The organism is Huintestinicola sp. (genome assembly GCF_050874005.1).
Lineage (GTDB): Bacteria > Bacillota > Clostridia > Oscillospirales > Ruminococcaceae > Huintestinicola.
In genome coordinates, this window is record NZ_JBNMJV010000046.1 from 1 (window position 1) to 18,533 (window position 18,533).

Sequence of the window (18,533 nt, forward strand, 5' to 3'; positions counted from 1 at the left end):
CTGTTGCATACGGTATTTTTGAGATATTAAAGACTGTTAAATCAGGAATCGGGAGGTTCTTTGCCTTGCCGCAAAACGATGGGCAATTATCTTTGTTTTCCTGTTATGAGGTTTCTCGGCTGAATTTTGGGGAAACTTAAATAAAAAATATGTTGATAAATTCGGTAAGATGTAGTATAATATAAAATGAGTAACTATTTAATTCGATTTGAGAGGATATGATTTCATTGACTAAAGCAGAAAAATTCTTTACGGATATGAAGAATAAAAAAATAGCCTTTATCGGCGTAGGCGTGAGCCATACCGATCTTATAAAGCTTTTTTGCAAAAAGGGACTTGACGTTACCGTCTGCGATAAAAAAACCTCGGAGCAGATGAAAGAATACGAGGAGCTTGTGACCGCAGGCGCAAAATTCTCCCTGGGAGAAAGCTACCTTGATGAAATGGCAGAGGGCAGATATGACGTAGTGTTCCGCACCCCCGGAATGTACTACAATAACGAGACCCTTACCGCCGCAAGACATCACGGCACCGCCGTAACTTCCGAAATGGAAGTCTTTTTCGACCTCTGCCCCTGCCCCATTTACGCCGTAACAGGTTCGGACGGCAAGACCACCACCACCACCATTATTGCGGAGCTTCTTGCCGCCGAGGGAAAGACCGTACATAAGGGCGGAAACATCGGCAGAGCGCTTCTCCCCATAATCGAGGAAGTGAGTGAGGACGACGCAGCCGTAGTGGAGCTTTCCAGCTTCCAGCTCATTTCAATGAGACGTTCCCCCGATGTGGCAGCCATAACGAACATCACCCCCAATCACCTTAATGTCCACAAGGATATGCAGGAATATATCGACTCCAAGGCAAATCTTCTGCTTCATCAGAACGCCTTCGGCAAAGCGGTGCTGAGCCTTGACAACGAGACAGCACGTGACCTTGCTCCCCTTGTAAGAGGACAGCTTGCCTTTTTCAGCAGACGTGAAAAGGTTGAAAACGGCTCATTCCTAAGAGATGACGGAATGTTATGCTACAACGATTACGGCACCGTCACTCCCGTGGTGCATATGAACGACATAAAGATACCCGGGCTTCACAACGTGGAAAACTACCTTACTGCCATTGCCGTTACCTGGGGAAAGGTATCGGTGGAAACGGTGCAGAAAGTGGCGAGGAAATTTGGCGGTGTTGAGCATCGTATCGAGTTTGTTAGAGAGCTTGACGGAGTAAAATACTACAACAACTCCATTGCCTCCAGCCCCACAAGAGTTATCGCCTGCCTCAATACCTTCGCACAGAAGCAGATAATGATAATGGGCGGCTCCGACAAGGGCATATCCTTCGAGCCAATGGCAGACCTTGTGTGCGAAAAGGTAAAGCTCCTTATCCTTATGGGTCAGACAAAGGAGAAGATAAAGGCGGCAGTCACAGCCTCCCCCAAATTTAAGGACAGCGGACTTGAGATCATCATCGTAAGCGATATGGCGGAAGCTGTAAAGACTGCCCACGACCACGCAAGATCGGGCGATATAGTTTCCCTTTCCCCCGCCTGCGCAAGCTTTGATATGTACAGAATGTTCGAGGACAGAGGAAATCACTTCAAGAGCCTTGTAAACGCTCTTTGATGAAAGACGAGGAAAATCAAATGAACAAAAAAGAACTTGCGGAGCTTATTATCCGCATTGCAGACTCGGAGGGCGTTTCGGGAAACGAAACGGGAACAGCCCTGCTCTGCAAAAGCGAGCTGCTCCGCTATACGGATAAAGCGGAAATAAAAAACGGCAATGTCATTGCCCATTTCGGTGAGAGAAGCGATAAAAAGCCCCACGTCCTGCTTGACGCTCACCTTGACAGGGTGGGAATGATAGTCACAAGCATTACGGAAGAGGGCTTTGTGAAGGCAGACTGCATAGGCGGTCTTGACAGGAGAATTTTTCCCGCTCAGAGGGTAATGATACACGGCAAAGAAAATATCGAGGGCGTTATCTGCACCCTGCCCCCCCACCTAAAAAAGGACAGTTCCGTTATGGAAAAAGACCAGATATACATCGACCCCATTTCGGACAGAGAAACGGTCAGAGAAAAGATCTCTCTCGGAGACTTTATCTCCTTTGACTCCCCCTGCACCGAGCTTTTAAACGGAAGAATATGCGGCTCGGGACTTGATGACCGCTGCGGTATTGCGGCAATAATCAAGGCTGTAGACAGCCTTTGCGGCGAATATGATGACCTTCCATACACATTTATGGTTATGTTCTCTGCGCAGGAAGAACTGGGCGAAAGGGGAGCCTGCATCGGTGCATTTGACATTGACCCCGATATCTCCATTGCAGTCGATGTAAGCTTTGCTCTCTGCGGCGGCGAGGACCCGAAAAAATGCGGCGAGCTTGCAAAGGGCTGTATGATAGGCATTGCCCCCTCTCTTGACAGAGCACTTTCCAACTGGTTCATAAACCACGCCAAAGCAAATGACATTCCCTATCAGCTTGAAGTGATGAACGGCACCACGGGCACCAATGCGGACAGATTTTCCGTAAACAAGCGGGGCTCAAAGGCGGTAACTCTTTCCATACCTCTCAGGTATATGCACACTCCTGCCGAGGTGATTGACACAGCTGACTGCGAGCTGACAGCGGAGCTTATTGCCGCATTTCTGAAAGCAGGTGATGTGAAATGAGCATAAATGTAAACAAGGAACTTCTTCGTGACCTGCTTGAAAAGCTGTGCAAAATCGACGGAGCCTCGGGTCAGGAAGATAAAGTAAGAAAATTTATCCTTGACACTATCGGGGATAAATGCGAATGCCGCATAACACCCCTCGGCTGTGTAATTGCCGAATACAAGGGCAAAAAGCCTGCCGCAAAAAAGCTTATGATATCCGCCCATATGGACGAGGTGGGACTTATCGTAACGGGAATAAACGCCGACGGAACTCTGAACATCAACTGCGTAGGCGGCGTTGAAGCAGACGCAGTTATCGGCAGACAGGTAAGGCTTGAAAGCGGCATTATAGGCGCTGTTGGCTCGAGAGCCGTCCACAATATGACCGAGGAGCAGCGCAAAACTGCCCCTAAATTCGACGGGCTTTACATCGACATCGGAGCGCTTGACAAGGCAGATGCCCAAAAGCAGGTCTCACTCGGTGACTATGCATATTTTACCTGCGGCTATGCGGCAAGGAACGGCATTATCTGCTCAAAGGCAATAGACGACAGGGCAGGCTGTGCAATAATGCTTGCAATGATACTTGAAAATGCTCTCCCTTATGACTGCACCTTTACATTCGTCACTCAAGAGGAAATCGGACTTCGTGGCGCAAGAACGGCGGCATTTGACGTGGCTCCCGACTTTGCCCTTGTACTTGAAGCAACCACCGCCGCCGATATACCTCTTTCAGAGGGCGACAAGCGGTGCTGTATCTTGGGCGAAGGCCCCGTAGTCTCATATATGGACAGAAGCACCCTCTATGACAGGGAACTGTATAAGCTTTCCGTTAAGCTTGCGGAGGATATGGGCATTAAGCGGCAGACCAAAACGGTCATTGCAGGCGGAAACGACAGCGGAGCCATACACATAAGCAGGAGTGGAGTTCGCACCTGCGCTGTATCTGTTCCCTGCCGCTATCTGCACACCCCCTGCTGTGTCATAAACGAGGAGGACTATTTCGACTCCTATGCCCTGAGCCTTGCAATGGCTATGGAAATACTTTCGGGCAGGGTATGATAAAGCTTATTACAGACCCTGCAGGACTTGTTCTTGACAAAAGCTATTACAGCGGCAGGATAGAAGCTGCCTGCAGGGCTTACGGAACGGGCTACGATTTCTGCAGGCTCTACCGCTTTGATAAAGGCAGCGCACTTATCTACAACTGCTCTGCGGTCATAAGCGGAGAATGTGACGATATATCCGAACTTCAAAGCTTTGTTATGCTGAATTCCCCCGAGACTGTGGAATGTCCCCCGCATATAGCTGAAAAGCTCACACTTTTGGGCTATGAAAAGAATCACAGAACTCTGTTTGAGCGCAAAGCTGCCCCGCAAACCGAAAATTCCCCCGAAGCGGCGACCCTTATGAAAATGTACGAAATAGTTAAAGCCTCATTCGGGGAAACGGAGCTTGATATGTGGTATGCGGATATGTCCCACCGCATACGTCACGGGGTATCGAAGGCGTATATGTACAAAAACGCCGCCTGCGCCTGCGTTGATTTTATATATGAGGGAGCGGCGTATATCTCACAGGTGGCAGTTATGCCCGACCAAAGAGGAAATGGCTATGGCAGGAAAATACTGGAAACCATATCGGGAGAGCTTTACAAAACGGGAACAGTTCCCCGTCTGTGGGCATATGATGACGTTATGGGCTTCTACAGCTCCATAGGCTTTTCGGAGACAGATGAAGACTATATTTACTTAAAACGAATATGAAGTATGAAGAAGATATGTTTGAAAATCAAAGATTTTCAAACCGAGTTTTGCGGAAACCGCAAAACTCTCAAGAAAGGAATGAACTTATTAAATGGCAGAAATTTTTGACCCCAAGCCCGAGGTACAGAAGGGCTTTGAAATCGAGGAAAGAATACTGAAGGCGGCTGCAAAGGCAGAAGAAGCCTGCGAGAGCGCATTCAAGGAGATAGACCGCACCGCCAGATTTAACGGCGAAAAGGTACTCAAAGCCTTTATTGACAACAAGGTGAGCGATGTCTGTATGAAGGGCAGCGCAGGCTACGGCTATGACGATCTTGGCAGAGACACCCTTGACAAGGTATTTGCCCAGTCAATGGGAGCGGAAGATGCCCTTGTGCGCCACAATATCGTTTCGGGAACCCACGCCCTCACCATTGCCCTTTTCGGAGTGTTACGCAAAGGCGACAAAATGGTCTCCCTCACAGGCAGACCCTATGACACCCTTGAAGAGGTCATCGGTCTCAGAGGAAGCGGAAACGGCTCACTTGCAGACTACGGCGTTGAATACGAGCAGGTAGACCTTACCCCCGACGGCAAGCCAAATGTTGCGGAGATATTCCAGAAGGTAAAGGGCGCAAAGCTTGCCTATATCCAGCGTTCAAGGGGCTATTCCCTCCGCCCGTCCCTTACGGTAAACGGCATTGCGGAGATAGTCAAGGCGGCAAAGGGCGCAAACCCCGACATCATCGTAATGGTGGATAACTGCTACGGCGAATTTGTGGAGAAGTCCGAGCCTGTTTCCGCAGGAGCAGACCTGATAGTCGGTTCCCTTATCAAGAACCCCGGCGGCGGAATTGCCGAAACGGGCGGATATATTGCAGGCACAAAGAAGCTTGTGGAGCAGGTGTCCTATCGTCTTACCTGTCCCGGAGTTGGCAGAGAGGCAGGCTGCTCTCTTGACCAGAACAAGAGAATGTATCAGGGACTTTTCTATGCGCCCGAGGTGGTGGCAAACGCCCTCAAAACTGCCACATTCACAAGTGCGGTTATGACACAGCTTGGTTATCAGTGCTATCCCGCACCCGGTGAGCCGAGAGGAGATATCATCACAGCTATCCTTATGAAAAATTCCCAGAACCTTATTGCATTCTGCAAGGGCATACAGAAAGGCTCACCCGTTGACAGCTTCGTATCGCCCGAGCCTTGGGATATGCCGGGCTATGACAGCCAGGTAATTATGGCGGCAGGCGCATTCAACAACGGCGCATCTATAGAGCTTTCCGCCGACGCACCCCTCAGAGAACCCTACGCTGCATATGTTCAGGGCGGACTTACATACGCCACGGGCAGAATGGGCGTACTCTGTGCTTTGCAGGAGATGTTTGAGAAACGTTGTCTGAAGCTGTTCTAAGCGGGTGTCACTATGATGTACCCGTTTTTACTCTCGATGATGAAACAGAAATAACACACTCCGAGTTTCTTCCGTCAGGCAAGGTAAAGGTGTATATTGAAAAGCCCGACGAAAAGGATTGCTTTCATCATATGATATGCTATCTTCCCGATTATGAGGTAGATGATGTTTATGGTTTCAGCAAAGAAGAAATGGAAAAGTATATAGATATCGTGCGGTCATCCCCCCCGAAAGGATAAAAAAATGAACAACAGAGAGATAATAAAATTAAATCTGAAAAAGCATTGGCGGGAATACGAGGCATTTCTGATACTTATAGCCGCCCTGGAAGGTCTGATGATGATATACGGGGTAATGAATTTCGATTTCAGCAATTTTAAGCGGCAGCTGTATTTTACTTGTTATGTTTTTCTGTTCTGCTGTTCTGTTGCGGCATTGATAATTAACCGTATCTGTCTTAAAAGACCGAAGCTTGAGAATTTGTCCATATCAAATGTGTGCGTATATAATTCGGTGCTCATTTTCTGGTCTGCCGTTATATCCGCCCTGGACATAAACGGCGGCGGCTATCCCGTGACCTATATGACTATACTTGCGGCTATAGGCAGTATAAGCTCGGTCCCTCCGCTGATGTATTCCGTTTTCGCATTATGTTCATCTGCAGGTATGATAACCATAGTAAAAATAATGGGAGCAGGGGGAACATTTCAGCTTCATATCCCTTTCTTTCTCAATCATATTATATTTCTGCTGGTGGTCATTGCAGTTGAGGCAAGAAATTATCATTCCGTCAAGCAGCAGTATCTTCTTGAACAGCAGCTTGAAGAGCTTGCCTGCCTTGACGGGCTGACGGGGATATCAAACCGCCGTTCCCTTGACAGCTATATGGAAAAGCTTATGGAGGAGGGCAGCAGTTTTTCCTTTGTTCTCCTTGATGTGGATAATTTCAAATCCATAAACGATACATACGGACATCAGGAGGGCGATACCTCTCTCATAAGCATTGCCCATATCCTTACCGAGATATTCGGTGAGCACGTTTTCAGATACGGCGGTGACGAATTTGCTGTTATTTCCTTTGAAAATGCCGAATCCACAGCCGAAAAAATGGCTCTTGTGAACCGCAGGCTCAGGGAAAGAAATACCGAATATGTTCTCCAGACCTGCTCGGGCGTGTATTACAACGAAGAACGGGACGATGAACGCAGGATATTCGAGCGTGCCGACAGCGCCCTTTATGAAGCAAAGCAAAATGGCAAGGCTCGCTCGGTGATTTACGGCACATCGGCATATAAGGTGTGATGTTTGATTCGGATATTTGCATCGAAAATATATCAATGAAAGGAAGTACCCCTATGTCAGAACGCTACGAAAGACTTATGAAATGCTATGAATGCTTCAAGGCAAAAGTCGACTTCACCCCGAAAATAGCCCTTATTCTAGGCTCGGGACTTGGAGACTATGCCGACGGCATCGACATCAGAGCCACCCTCGATTATAAGAATATCGAGGGCTTTCCCGTATCCACCGCCCCCGGGCATAAGGGACGGTTCGTGTTCGGCTATGTGGGCGATGTGCCCGTTGTGGTAATGCAGGGCAGAGTTCACTACTATGAGGGCTATCCTATGGAGGACGTGGTGCTCCCCGTAAGGCTTATGAAGCTGATGGGAGCGGAGGTGCTCTTTGTCACCAATGCGGCAGGCGGCGTTAACTGGCAGTTTGAGTGCGGCGATTTTATGCTCATAAACGATCAGATATGTATGGCTCCCTCACCCCTTATAGGAGAAAATCTCGACGAGCTTGGCCCCCGTTTCCCCGATATGAGCGAGATATACAGCAAGAAGCTTCGTGATATCGTGAAAAAAACCGCAAGAGAGCTTGATGTACCTCTCAGAGAAGGCGTCTACATTCAGCTCACAGGACCCAATTACGAGTCCCCCTCCGAGGTGAGAATGGTTCGTACTCTCGGCGCAGACGCTGTGGGAATGTCTACCGCCTGCGAAGCAATTGCCGCAAATCATATGGGAATGAAGACTGTCGGCATTTCCTGCATATCAAACCTTGCCTGCGGAGTATCAAACCGTCCTCTTTCCCACGCCGAGGTTCAGGAAACTGCAGACAGGGTGGCGCCCCTGTTTAAAAAGCTCATAACCGCTTCTGTTCAGAATATCGCAAAGGAACTTTGATATGATAAGAGAAGCAGAATATTCCGACCTTGACGGGCTTTTAGAGCTTTACACCTTTCTCCACGACAATCCCATACCCGAAAAGGATAAAAGCCTTGCGGACTTGTGGGACAGGATAATGAGCGACAAAGATCATCACATCATAGTCGCCGAGGAGGACGGGATAATAGCCTCCTCCTGCGTCTGCGTAATTATCCCCAATCTCACCCACGGTCAGCAGCCGTATGCATTTGTTGAAAATGTGGTCACCCGTCCCGGATACCGCAAAAAAGGGCTTGCCACTGCCTGCCTTGACTTTGCAAAGAGCATTGCAGAAAAAGAAGGCTGCTACAAAATAATGCTCCTGACAGGCTCAAAGGAGGAAAGCACCCTCAGATTTTACGAGCGTGCAGGCTTCAACCGCAATGACAAGACCGCTTTTATCAGATGGCTATGACGCAGATGTAAAGTATTTCCTTGCTGCAAAGCGCCGTTTTGTGCAAAAGCGATATTTATCCAAAAACTCTTGAAATATGATTTCCCACGTGCTATAATACTATTGTATTGTATCCGAAGTTGTATTGTATCCCGAAAGGGAATAATAACAAGGAGGATCTTAAATTATGCGTGAAAAAACAAGAGCAATTGTGGGAACCGGCATCCTCACCGCCATTGTGGTGGTTCTGCAGGCGCTGGCGATCGGCATCAAGTTCGGACCTTTCAGCGTGACATTTGTACTTATTCCAATAGTAGTCGGAGCGGCGCTGTACGGATATAAGTCGGGTGCGTGGCTGGGATTTGTGTTCGGCGCTGTAGTCCTTTGCACCGACGCTGCCGCATTTATGGCAATAAACGCTGCCGGAACAGTTATCACAGTTCTGCTGAAGGGTATCCTTGCAGGTCTCGGCGCAGGACTGGTGTACAAGCTCCTTGAGAACAAAAACCGTACCGCTGCGGTCATCGCTGCCGCTGTAGTATGCCCCGTTATCAACACGGGAGTGTTCCTTTTAGGCTGCGTTGTATTCTTCTTAGACACTATCACAGAATGGGCGCAGGGCGCAGGCTTTGCTTCTGTGGGAGCTTATCTCATTTTCGGAATGGTAGGACTTAATTTCCTTGTTGAAATGGTAAGCAACATTCTCCTCAGCTCTGTTATCGTAAAGATACTTAACATCGTTAAAAAGCCCAAAAAGCCTGCGGTGGCTGCATAAACCGCATTTTAAAGGGGAGAAGCATTTTGTGCTCCACCGTCATTTATCAAAATAATCTATGCGTGATACAATACATATAAGCTATAAAGCCGCAGGCTGATACCTGCGGCTTTATGCTGATTTTTTTACTGTTTTTGCTTTTGCGAAAATTGACAAATAGTTAATAAATTTGCAGAAATATTCATAAAGAAAAATGGTAAAATCTGTTGACTGTATCCCACTTGATGTAATATAATTATATTATACGCCCGATTTACAAACGGCAGTAATAAACCGATTACATAAATGGATGTGAAAAATTTGAGCAATAATAAAAAGAAGAAAAAGAAAAATCCTGCTCCTTCTGCGGCGCCTCAGACTTCGGCTGCAAAGCCTGCCGAGGAAAAGGCGGAAGAGGAGGAGAATATCCCTGTTCAGAGCTTCAGCGAAATGATGGCTTTTTCCGATGATGATGATATGGTCGGGGATGAGCCTGCTCCCGAGGCAGAGGAAAAGCCTTCCCCAAAAGCAGAGGAAAAGTCTGCTCCCAAGGCAGAGGAGAAGCCTGCTCCGAAAGCAGAGGAGAAGCCTGCTCCGAAAGCAGAGGAGAAGCGTGTTATGACCGCCGAGGAGACTCTTTCATCAGGTCCGATAATATCCGAAGCGGAGGCTGCCCGCAGAGCAAGAGCCGAGGACGCACTTGACCGTGATCTTGCCGCTGCAAGAAAAAAGAAGCTCCAGGAAGAAGCCTACAACAAGCACCAGCGTGATATGGAAATGCAGAAGGAGGCTGAACGTCTCAGCCGTGCGGAACAGGCAAAGCAGCGCCAGGACAACGTTCAGGAAATGGCAAGAAAGCGTGCCGAGCTTAAAGCCGCACAGGAGGCGATCGCAGCTTCCGAAGCCAAGGCTGCCGCAAATAACGCAGAAGCCGCTGCCAGAAAGAAAAACGCAAACAAGCGCTTTAACCGTGCTATCCTTTCTATGAAAGCAGGCAAGGCGGTCCTGGTCATCGTGATACTCCTGATACTCGCCTATGCGGGAGCGTTCATCTATGTGGGCGCAAAAAATGACGAGTTTTATACTGAGCTTGAGACCAAGCTGAACAGCCGCAGCCAGATCGTTTCAAACGAAGATGAAAGCTACTCCGTTCCCAAAATAAGCCCTCTTACCGCCGAGCAGAAGGATGCTCTGGGACTTTACCGATTCCTTGATGATTCCGATCAGGACGGACTTTCCGATAATTACGAGCTTACGGTTTCCAATACCGACCCCCTGAATGCCGACTGCGACGGAGACGGCGTTCTTGACGGCAGAGAGCTGAGAGCGGAGCTTGACCCCAATAACCCCTGCACCGACGGTTCCACGCCCGACGGCGAGGTAATTAAGGATATTTCTATTTCGGCAAATAATGTGGCGGCACAGATAAAAGGTATCCCCAATACCGCATATACATCTCTTTCAAAGCTTGCAAACAACAGTATCCAGGGCACTCCCGGACTTGTGGGCTATGCTTACGAGTTCTATGCCGACAAGAATTTTGACAGCTGCAAAATTACATTTTCCTATGATGAAAAGGATATAACCGAGGGCGGAGTTACCGAGGGCGCACTTTCGGTCTACCGCTTTGACGCAGACAAGCTCCTTTTTGAAAAGCTTGCAAGCACTCTTGACGCCAATGCCAACACCGTCAGCGCAGAGATCACTGAAAACGGCGTTTACGCTGTCTGTGACGCTTCCGTGCTTATGCAGAAAGGATCTACCAATATTTTCTTCCTTATCGACAACTCAGGCTCTATGTATCCTCAGGAGCTTTGCGCAAATTCCGAGGAGAATGATGTGGAGTTCAAGCGCCTTGACTTTGCGGTAAATCTCATTGATATGCTTGGCAATGAGGCAAACTACGGCGCAGGGGAATTTTCAGGCGGCTATGCTCAGATAACCCCCATTTCAAATGACTCAGAGGGCGTTAAGCAGAAGATCTCCGATATCAGAAACAAAAATCAGGTGTTCTCGGGCACCGAGATCGCAGGCGCAATAAAGAGCGCAGTTGCCGAGTTCGGAAGCGTTCGCCCCAGCGACAAGAATTACATAATCCTGCTTACCGACGGTATGCCTTCAAATTACGATTCAGCCGCAGAAAAGGAAGCGGTGGAGCTGGCAAGAAGCAGCGGTATTACCGTATTCACCATCGGTCTCGGCAAGCAGATAGACACCGAGTATCTTTTCAATATCGCTGAGGATACCAACGGTCAGTTCTTCCAGGCTTCAAATGCCGACGCTTTGGAAAATATCTATGACAAGATCCAGAGCTTTATGTCCTACAATCAGGTGACCATTGAGGAGGACAGCGGCAGAAAGGGCTATATCATCGCAGATTCGGGCTTTAACGTTCTGAAAGACGGTATCGGCTACAGCAATTTCCGCTCCGATTTCGCTCCAAGCGGCACCGACGCAGGTATTGCAGGGCTTATCAGAGCCTACTACACAGGCGAGCTTGATCTTACCGAAAAGGGCTTCACCACCCTTGACGGCAAGTCTGTTGACGGCTATGACATCAGCGGCGTTCAGAGCTTCACCGACAACAAGACCGACCTTTCAAACGTTCAGATGGATATCCTCGATGCCTATACCGAGTATCTTGCTCTCCCCGACAAATGGGATTTCCGCAGGATAAACAGCGGAGTGCTCGGCTACAGCGACGATACAAGAAATTTTATCGACAGCCATATGATGAAGGTCATTACCTCCGATTACAGCTTTACTGCTCCCGAGTCGGACTCTCTGACAGATTTTCTGCGCACCATTACATTTAACAGGCTCAAGGGCTTCAGTTCATATGAAACCGTGCTTATCGACAGCTCTATGTGCCAGGGCGACGACTTGGCGGTAATGAATATGCTCAGATGGTTCGACGCATATCCTCAGTCGGGAAAATGCGAGATATATGATTTCGGATATCAGGGCGACAAGGCTCTTGACGAGCTGGTAAACGAACTTACCACAGGCAGCCCTGCGGTCATTGTTTACGGCGGAACAGCTATGAATGCCGTGCGTATCGTCCGTGACGCAGAGTCTCCCAATATGTTTGTTATAGACGCATACGACTGCAATTCTCCCGAGAGAAGCACAAGGATAAATCTTCTCAGAACTCCCGTTTACGACGGAAAAAATCTTCCCTCCTATCAGTATACCGCTTCGAGAGGAAGCGAGCCTGAGTCATTGCAGATAATCGTTACAAAGTAAAACGTTCCCCGTATTTCCTTCAGCTTGTGGGAAATACGGGGAATTCTATTGTGCAGTATGATAAATGAGGACTGCTTTTTACAGCGGCTTATTGATAAAATCAACGGAAGTGGGGACGCTTTTATCAAAATTTAAAAAAATATGTAGACATAAGGCTTGGGATATGGTATAATATAATGTATCTATGAAATTGCCCGTCTATACGGGATCGCCTGTTTTCACGGGCAGCCCGGCTCTGCGGGCATACTGAAAGGATTGGTCAAATCAAAATGTCAAAGCTTAATATAAAGAAGATCGCAGCGCTGGGCTGTGCGGCAGCAATGCTCAGCTCCCTTACCGCCTGCGGCGAGAAAACCACCTGGGGAGCTGTAATCGACGGGGTCCGGATACCTGCAGGCGTGTTTATCTATTACCTTGACTCCGCTCATTATGATGCACAGCAGAAGCTTTCAGAACAGCAGGCTGCCGAGACAACTGCCGACCTCAGCCCCGAGGGCGCTGCTGCTCAGACCTCCGAGACTGTTTCCCTGCCTCTCTTCTCCTCTCAGATAGACGGAGTTGACGCAAAGCAGTGGATATATGACGAGGCAACAAAGTCTATGCAGGAATATGCCGCTGTTGAGGCAAAATTTGACGAGTACGGTCTTACACTCACCGATGAGGACAAGGAGACTGCTCAGGTTTATCTGGATCAGATATGGGAATATGCAGGTGAATATTATACCTCTATGGGTATCAGCGAAAACTCCTACAAGTCTATATTCCTCAATTCATCCAAGAAGCAGAAGCTGTTCGAGACCATTTATTCCGAGGGCGGCGAGAAGGCTGTTTCCGATGACGAGATAAAGACTTATCTTGATGAAAACTACGCTCTTATCAATTACATTGACGTTGAGCTGAGAGACGGCGAGGGCAATCTCCTCAAGTCCGAGGGCAAGGCTGAGCGTATGGAAATGCTGAACAGCTACATTGAGCGCTATAAAAACGGCGAGGATTTTGACGAGCTCAACGCCGAGTATGTGACATATTACGATAATCTCAAGAAGGCTGCCGAGGAAGCTGCTGCAAAGGCAGCTGAGGAAGCAGCAAATGCAGAGACTGCTGCCGAGGAAACAACAGCCGAGGTTTCTCAGTCTCCTGCCGAGGCACCTCTTGCAGGCGAGGGTGACGAACTCACCGACAGCGACGAGGAAACTCCTGCAGAGACCGAGGCTCCTGCCGATGAGGAAACAGCAGAAGAGACAACTGCTCCCGCCGATGAAGAAACAGCCGAAGAGACAGAAACATCTGCAGAAGAAACAACAGCTCCTGCCGAGACTGCCGCTGTTTCAGCCGAAAATCAGGACGTTACTGTCGGTGCAGTTAATTCCAATATGACCGTAATTGAAAAAGCAGATAAGACTGTTCCCTGTGCAGAGGTCGCTGAAAAGGTTTTTGACGGTATGAACAAGGGCGATATCGAGATAGTGGAGACTGCGGACGGCGAGCATTATTATCTTGTTCTGAAGCTTGATATCCTTGAGGACGAGGAATATTTCACTACTGCAAGGGACTCTCTCCTTTCCGAGATGAAGTACGACGAGTTTGAGGGTATTGTTACCGAATGGACTGCCGCTCAGAGCGTTTCAAAGAATGACGCCGCTTATAAGAGATACGACCCCGAAAAGATATTCGGCAAGTAATAACAATTTCCCGGCTCCGCAGAGAAGCGATTTTCTGCGGAGTTTTTTTACGTAAATCCGGCGTAAAATCTTTTATAAAATACTTGAAAATTTTTCCGTATCGTGGTATTATATATAATAATATATACTGACTTTCAGGTTTTTAATTTTTATAGATCAGCTACCGGGATCTCCTTACGGAAAAATCTCAAGAAAGGACGTTCATATTTATGCACGATTTTGTATATCATAATACCACGAAGATCATCTTCGGAAAAAGCTCAATGGACAGCATAGGCAGGGAAGCAGCTCTTTACGGCAAAACAATGCTGGTTTTCGGCGGCGGCTCCGTAAGGGAAAACGGCGTTTATGACAAGACTATAGCTTCTCTCAAGGAAAACGGTGTGGAATACTGCCAGCTGTGGGGCGTAAAGCCCAACCCCAGGATAAGCAAGGTCAGAGAAGGTATTCTGATGGCTCGAAACGAGGGCGTTTCCCTTATCCTTGCGGTAGGCGGCGGCAGCGTTATCGACACAGCCAAGGCCATTGCCGCAGGAGTGCCCTATGAAGGCGACCCCTGGGACTTTTATGGCAGCGCAAAGGCTCCCGAGATAGCACTTCCCGTGGGAGTTGTCCTTACGATACCTGCCGCAGGCTCGGAAAGCTCAATGTCCTCGGTGATAAGCAACGAGGAAACGGGTGAAAAGCTGGGCTGTACCGCCGAGTGCTTCCTTCCCCGTTTTGCGGTGATGGATCCTCAGAATACATATACCCTCCCCGCTTATCAGACTGCCTGCGGAGCTTCGGATATGCTGGCTCACCTGATGGAGAGATATTTTGTGAGAACCCGGTGCTGCGACCTGACCGACAGACTTATCGAGGGTGCGGCTCAGACGGTAATTGAGTTTGCTCCCAAAGCTCTTGCAGACCCCGAAAATTATGATGTCAGGGCTGAGCTTATGTGGACGGGTTGCATTGCTCACTGCGACATTCTCGACCGTGGCAGGGGAGAGAACGGCAGAGGCGGCGACTGGGCTTCACATCAGCTTGAACACCAGCTTTCCGCATTTTATGATATCGCTCACGGAGCAGGACTGTCAGTCATATTCCCTGCCTGGTTGAAATTCGTTTCGGGAAAAGATCCTGCAAAGCCTGCACAGTTCGGCAGACGGGTATTCGGCATTACGGGACTTTCCGATGAGGAGACTGCTCAGAAAATGATATCCTCTCTCGAGTATTTCTACCGCTCCTTATCTCTCCCCGTAAGACTGTCGGATATCGGTATCGGCAGGGAAAATTTTGATGAAATGGCAAAAAGAGCACTCGAAGCAAAGCGTGGAAAGCTTGGCTCATACATAAGGCTCACCGAAGATGACGTTAAGGAAATTTACACCATTGCGGAGTAATGTTCACTCCTTGCGGAATAAAGATCATAGCAGAATTATGGGATAAAATTGAAAGCATATTTGTGAAAAAAAGCAGATTTGCTGTTTCATTTCACTTTCAGTTTGCTTTCACATAATTTACACATTGGCAGGGTATTATATAAACGTACTCAGAAATGAGTATGAATTTCATTTCAAGCTTTTATCAGGACTGTGTTTACCCCTCACAGCCTTATAAAAGAACCCCCTAATTTTTGCCTGCCGCAGTTTTACCCCGACTGCGGCAGGAAATCCCCCATAATCCTATATCATGATCTTGCCCCCCGCAGCTTCACGGCTCGGGGGCGCCTTTTTAATTATTCTTTATTATTTTTTATTTATTCTTTATTCTTTAAATTACGGCTATCCATTTTATAATAATAAAGAATAAATTATAAAGAATAAATATTAAATAAAAAAGTGCTGCAGGGCGGGCAATATATGATACAAAAATTTCACAGAAAACATACTCGTTGAAATACTGTCCCATCTCAAGCGGGGCAAGCCCCGCTTCGGTCAACATCAACTATCGTTACCGAGCCGTCAAGTAATAAAATCCCTAAAACTCACCCACGTACTCGCAGCGGGTCGTCACCCGCAGAAAGGTTGGATAATTTTTTTATGGAATATGTCGTGATAATTGTGCTGCTTGCACTTTCGGCTTTTTTTTCGTCAGCGGAAACAGCGTTTTCCTCTGTAAATAAGATACGTCTCAAGCACGAGGCTGCGGAGGGCAACAGGAAAGCCGAGAGAGCACTCAGGATCGCCGAGGATTACGACAAAACTATAACCACAATACTTGTGGGCAATAATATAGTTAATATTTTCTCCTCATCTCTTGCCACGCTGATATGCACAGCCCTTTTTGCTGAAAAATACGGAACGGGAACGGCGGCAGCCATCTCCACCGTTGCAATGACCCTGCTGGTGCTCATATTCGGCGAGATACTTCCCAAGAGCCTTGCCAAGCAGCACGCCGACAGTATGGCGCTTGCCGTATGCGGTATACTCAGGTTCTTTATAGTTATACTTACGCCTGTGACCGTTGTTTTCGGCGCTTTGCAGAAGCTTGCTTCAAAGCTTTTCGGAAAAGGCAGCGGCGCACCTTCCGTTACCGAGGATGAGCTGAAATACATAATCGACGAGATCGAGGAAGAGGGCGTTCTGGAGGAGCAGGAAAGCGACCTTGTACGTTCTGCTCTTGAGTTTGACGACAAGAACATATCCGAAGTGCTTATCCCGAGAGTTCGCATAACCGCCGTTGAGCGGCACGACAGCATTGACCATATCCGTGAGGTGTTTTTCACCGAGCAGTATTCCCGTATGCCCGTGTATGAAAAGAATATTGACAATATTATAGGCTTTATCCACGAGCGTGACTTCTTCAAGCTGACAGTCAGCGGCGAGAGATCCGATGGCATTGAGAGCATAATCCACGAGCTGATCTATATAACCGAGTTTGCCACCGTTTCGGAAGTTCTTGCCCGTATGCAGAAGGAAAAGATACATATGGCGATAATCAAGGACCAGTACGGCGGTACATATGGTATGGTCACGATGGAGGATCTTATCGAGGAGCTGCTGGGCGATATTTATGACGAGACCGACGAGGAGGAACATTCCTGCATAAAGCTTGCGGATAATATTTACGAGTGCGCCGCAGAGCTTAATGTAAGCGATTTTGAGGAATATGCTGAGCTTTCCGAAAATGCTATTGAGACCGAAAGCTTCACTATGGGCGGCTGGGCAATGGAGATTTTCGGACGCATACCCGTTTCGGGAGACGTTACAAGGAGCGGCAGATTTGTTATAGAAGTGCTTGAGGCTGAGGACAACAGGATAATCCGCCTGAAAGTTACCGTTGATGACGAAAAGCCCGACGATGAAGAAGAGTAAATACAAATCCGTATCGCAGACAAAAATGCGGTACGGATTTTTTTGCATATTTATGAAAAACGGCTTCGGAATTTCTTCCGAAGCCGTTTGCTGTATTAAGCTTTGATATTACTTCTCGTACTTGCTGCCGTCGTACTTTCTTCTTGTGGCAAATGCCAGAACAGCTGCGGAAGCAACTGCTGCGAAAGCAGCCATATGGAGAGGTGTGCGGTTCTCACCGGTCTTGGGGTTAGAAACCGCAGAATCTGTGAGGGGAACATCGGGATCCTCCACATCAATAAAATCTCCAAGAGGAACATCAGGTTCATCGATCTCAATATAATCGCCCAAAGGAACATCGGATTCAGAAACCTCGATATAAGAAACAATAGCAGATTCAGATGCTTCGGGAGATGCAGGAGTTTCAGATGTTGCGGGAGTTTCAGATGTTGCGGGAGTTTCAGATGTTACGGGAACATCGGGTGTTACAGGAACATCGGGAGTTACGGAATTACCGGGTGTTACAGGAACATCAGGAGTTACGGGAACATCGGGTGTTACGGGAACATTAGGTGTTACAGGAACATCGGGTGTTACGGGAACATCGGGTGTTACGGGAACATCGGGTGTTACGGGAACATCGGGTGTTACGGGAACATCGGGAGTTACGGGAACATTAGGTGTTACAGGAACATCAGGAGTTACGGGAACATCGGGAGTTACGGGAACATTAGGTGTTACAGGAACATCGGGTGTTACGGGAACATCGGGTGTTACGGGAACATCGGGAGTTACGGGAACATTAGGAGTTACGGGAACATCGGGAGTTACGGGAACATCAGGAGTTACGGGAACATCGGGAGTTACGGGAACATCGGGAGTTACAGGAACATCGGGAGTTACAGGAACATCAGGAGTTACGGGAACATCGGGAGTTACGGGAACATCGGGAGTTACGGGAACATCGGGAGTTACGGGAACATCGGGAGTTACAGGAACATCAGGTGTTGTGGGTGTGTCAGGCTGGTCTTTACCGGTTTCGCCGCCGGTCTCACTGCCGGTCTCACCGCCAGTCTCGCCGCCAGTCTCTCCGCCAGTTTCGCCGCCGGTCTCACTGCCGGTCTCACCGCCAGTCTCGCCGCCAGTCTCTCCGCCAGTTTC

15 protein-coding genes are annotated in these 18,533 nt (G+C 48.3%); 14 read left to right on the plus strand and 1 reads right to left on the minus strand.

Annotation, left to right across the window (positions count from 1 at the left end; all coding sequences use genetic code 11):
• The first annotated feature begins 218 nt into the window (after window positions 1–218).
• From murD to ACR0QN_RS12190, 14 genes are all read left to right on the plus strand, one after another.
• Window positions 219–1,619 (plus strand): UDP-N-acetylmuramoyl-L-alanine--D-glutamate ligase, encoded by a 1,401-nt coding sequence (murD, locus tag ACR0QN_RS12125; RefSeq protein ID WP_432651475.1) that lies wholly within the window; start codon window positions 219–221, stop codon window positions 1,617–1,619.
• Window positions 1,620–1,639: 20 nt separating this feature from the next.
• Window positions 1,640–2,671, plus strand: coding sequence for a M42 family metallopeptidase (locus ACR0QN_RS12130; protein WP_432651476.1), 1,032 nt, complete (start codon window positions 1,640–1,642; stop codon window positions 2,669–2,671).
• Window positions 2,668–3,717 carry a M42 family metallopeptidase gene (locus tag ACR0QN_RS12135; protein WP_432651477.1) on the plus strand — a complete coding sequence of 350 codons (1,050 nt, stop codon included), beginning with the start codon at window positions 2,668–2,670 and terminating at the stop codon, window positions 3,715–3,717. Before ACR0QN_RS12130 ends, ACR0QN_RS12135 begins: the two co-directional genes overlap by 4 nt.
• Entirely contained in the window at window positions 3,714–4,421 is a 708-nt protein-coding gene (locus tag ACR0QN_RS12140) for a GNAT family N-acetyltransferase (RefSeq protein WP_432651478.1), read from the plus strand. The genes ACR0QN_RS12135 and ACR0QN_RS12140 overlap by 4 nt, the downstream gene beginning before the upstream one ends.
• 91 nt (window positions 4,422–4,512) lie before the next feature.
• Complete coding sequence (locus ACR0QN_RS12145; RefSeq protein WP_432651479.1) at window positions 4,513–5,811, plus strand: aminotransferase class I/II-fold pyridoxal phosphate-dependent enzyme; 1,299 nt, start codon at window positions 4,513–4,515, stop codon at window positions 5,809–5,811.
• A complete protein-coding gene (locus ACR0QN_RS12150; RefSeq protein ID WP_432651480.1) occupies window positions 5,793–6,050 on the plus strand; it encodes a hypothetical protein in 258 nt (85 codons plus the stop codon). Before ACR0QN_RS12145 ends, ACR0QN_RS12150 begins: the two co-directional genes overlap by 19 nt.
• A gap of 4 nt (window positions 6,051–6,054) precedes the next feature.
• Window positions 6,055–7,113: a GGDEF domain-containing protein gene (locus ACR0QN_RS12155; RefSeq protein WP_432651481.1), complete on the plus strand. Its 1,059-nt coding sequence runs from the start codon at window positions 6,055–6,057 to the stop codon at window positions 7,111–7,113.
• 53 nt (window positions 7,114–7,166) lie between these two features.
• Window positions 7,167–7,997, plus strand: a complete 831-nt coding sequence (locus ACR0QN_RS12160; RefSeq protein WP_432651482.1) for a purine-nucleoside phosphorylase — start codon at window positions 7,167–7,169, stop codon at window positions 7,995–7,997.
• Window position 7,998: 1 nt separating this feature from the next.
• Window positions 7,999–8,433 carry a GNAT family N-acetyltransferase gene (locus ACR0QN_RS12165; RefSeq protein ID WP_432651483.1) on the plus strand — a complete coding sequence of 145 codons (435 nt, stop codon included), beginning with the start codon at window positions 7,999–8,001 and terminating at the stop codon, window positions 8,431–8,433.
• A gap of 166 nt (window positions 8,434–8,599) precedes the next feature.
• The gene (locus tag ACR0QN_RS12170; RefSeq protein ID WP_432651484.1) at window positions 8,600–9,187 is read left to right on the plus strand and encodes an ECF transporter S component; all 588 of its coding nucleotides are present in this window, start codon (window positions 8,600–8,602) and stop codon (window positions 9,185–9,187) included.
• 300 nt (window positions 9,188–9,487) lie between these two features.
• On the plus strand, window positions 9,488–12,412 hold the full coding sequence (locus ACR0QN_RS12175; RefSeq protein WP_432651485.1) for a VWA domain-containing protein: 2,925 nt from the start codon (window positions 9,488–9,490) through the stop codon (window positions 12,410–12,412).
• Window positions 12,413–12,681: 269 nt separating this feature from the next.
• On the plus strand, window positions 12,682–14,094 hold the full coding sequence (locus tag ACR0QN_RS12180) for a hypothetical protein (protein WP_432651486.1): 1,413 nt from the start codon (window positions 12,682–12,684) through the stop codon (window positions 14,092–14,094).
• 209 nt (window positions 14,095–14,303) lie between these two features.
• On the plus strand, window positions 14,304–15,479 hold the full coding sequence (locus ACR0QN_RS12185; protein ID WP_432651487.1) for an iron-containing alcohol dehydrogenase: 1,176 nt from the start codon (window positions 14,304–14,306) through the stop codon (window positions 15,477–15,479).
• Between the two features lie 639 nt (window positions 15,480–16,118).
• Complete coding sequence (locus ACR0QN_RS12190; RefSeq protein ID WP_432651488.1) at window positions 16,119–17,393, plus strand: hemolysin family protein; 1,275 nt, start codon at window positions 16,119–16,121, stop codon at window positions 17,391–17,393.
• Window positions 17,394–17,501: 108 nt separating this feature from the next.
• Here the strand turns inward: ACR0QN_RS12190 and ACR0QN_RS12195 are convergent.
• Window positions 17,502–18,533, minus strand: a 1,032-nt coding sequence (locus ACR0QN_RS12195) for a hypothetical protein (RefSeq protein WP_432651489.1), incomplete at its 5' end; no start/stop codon positions are given.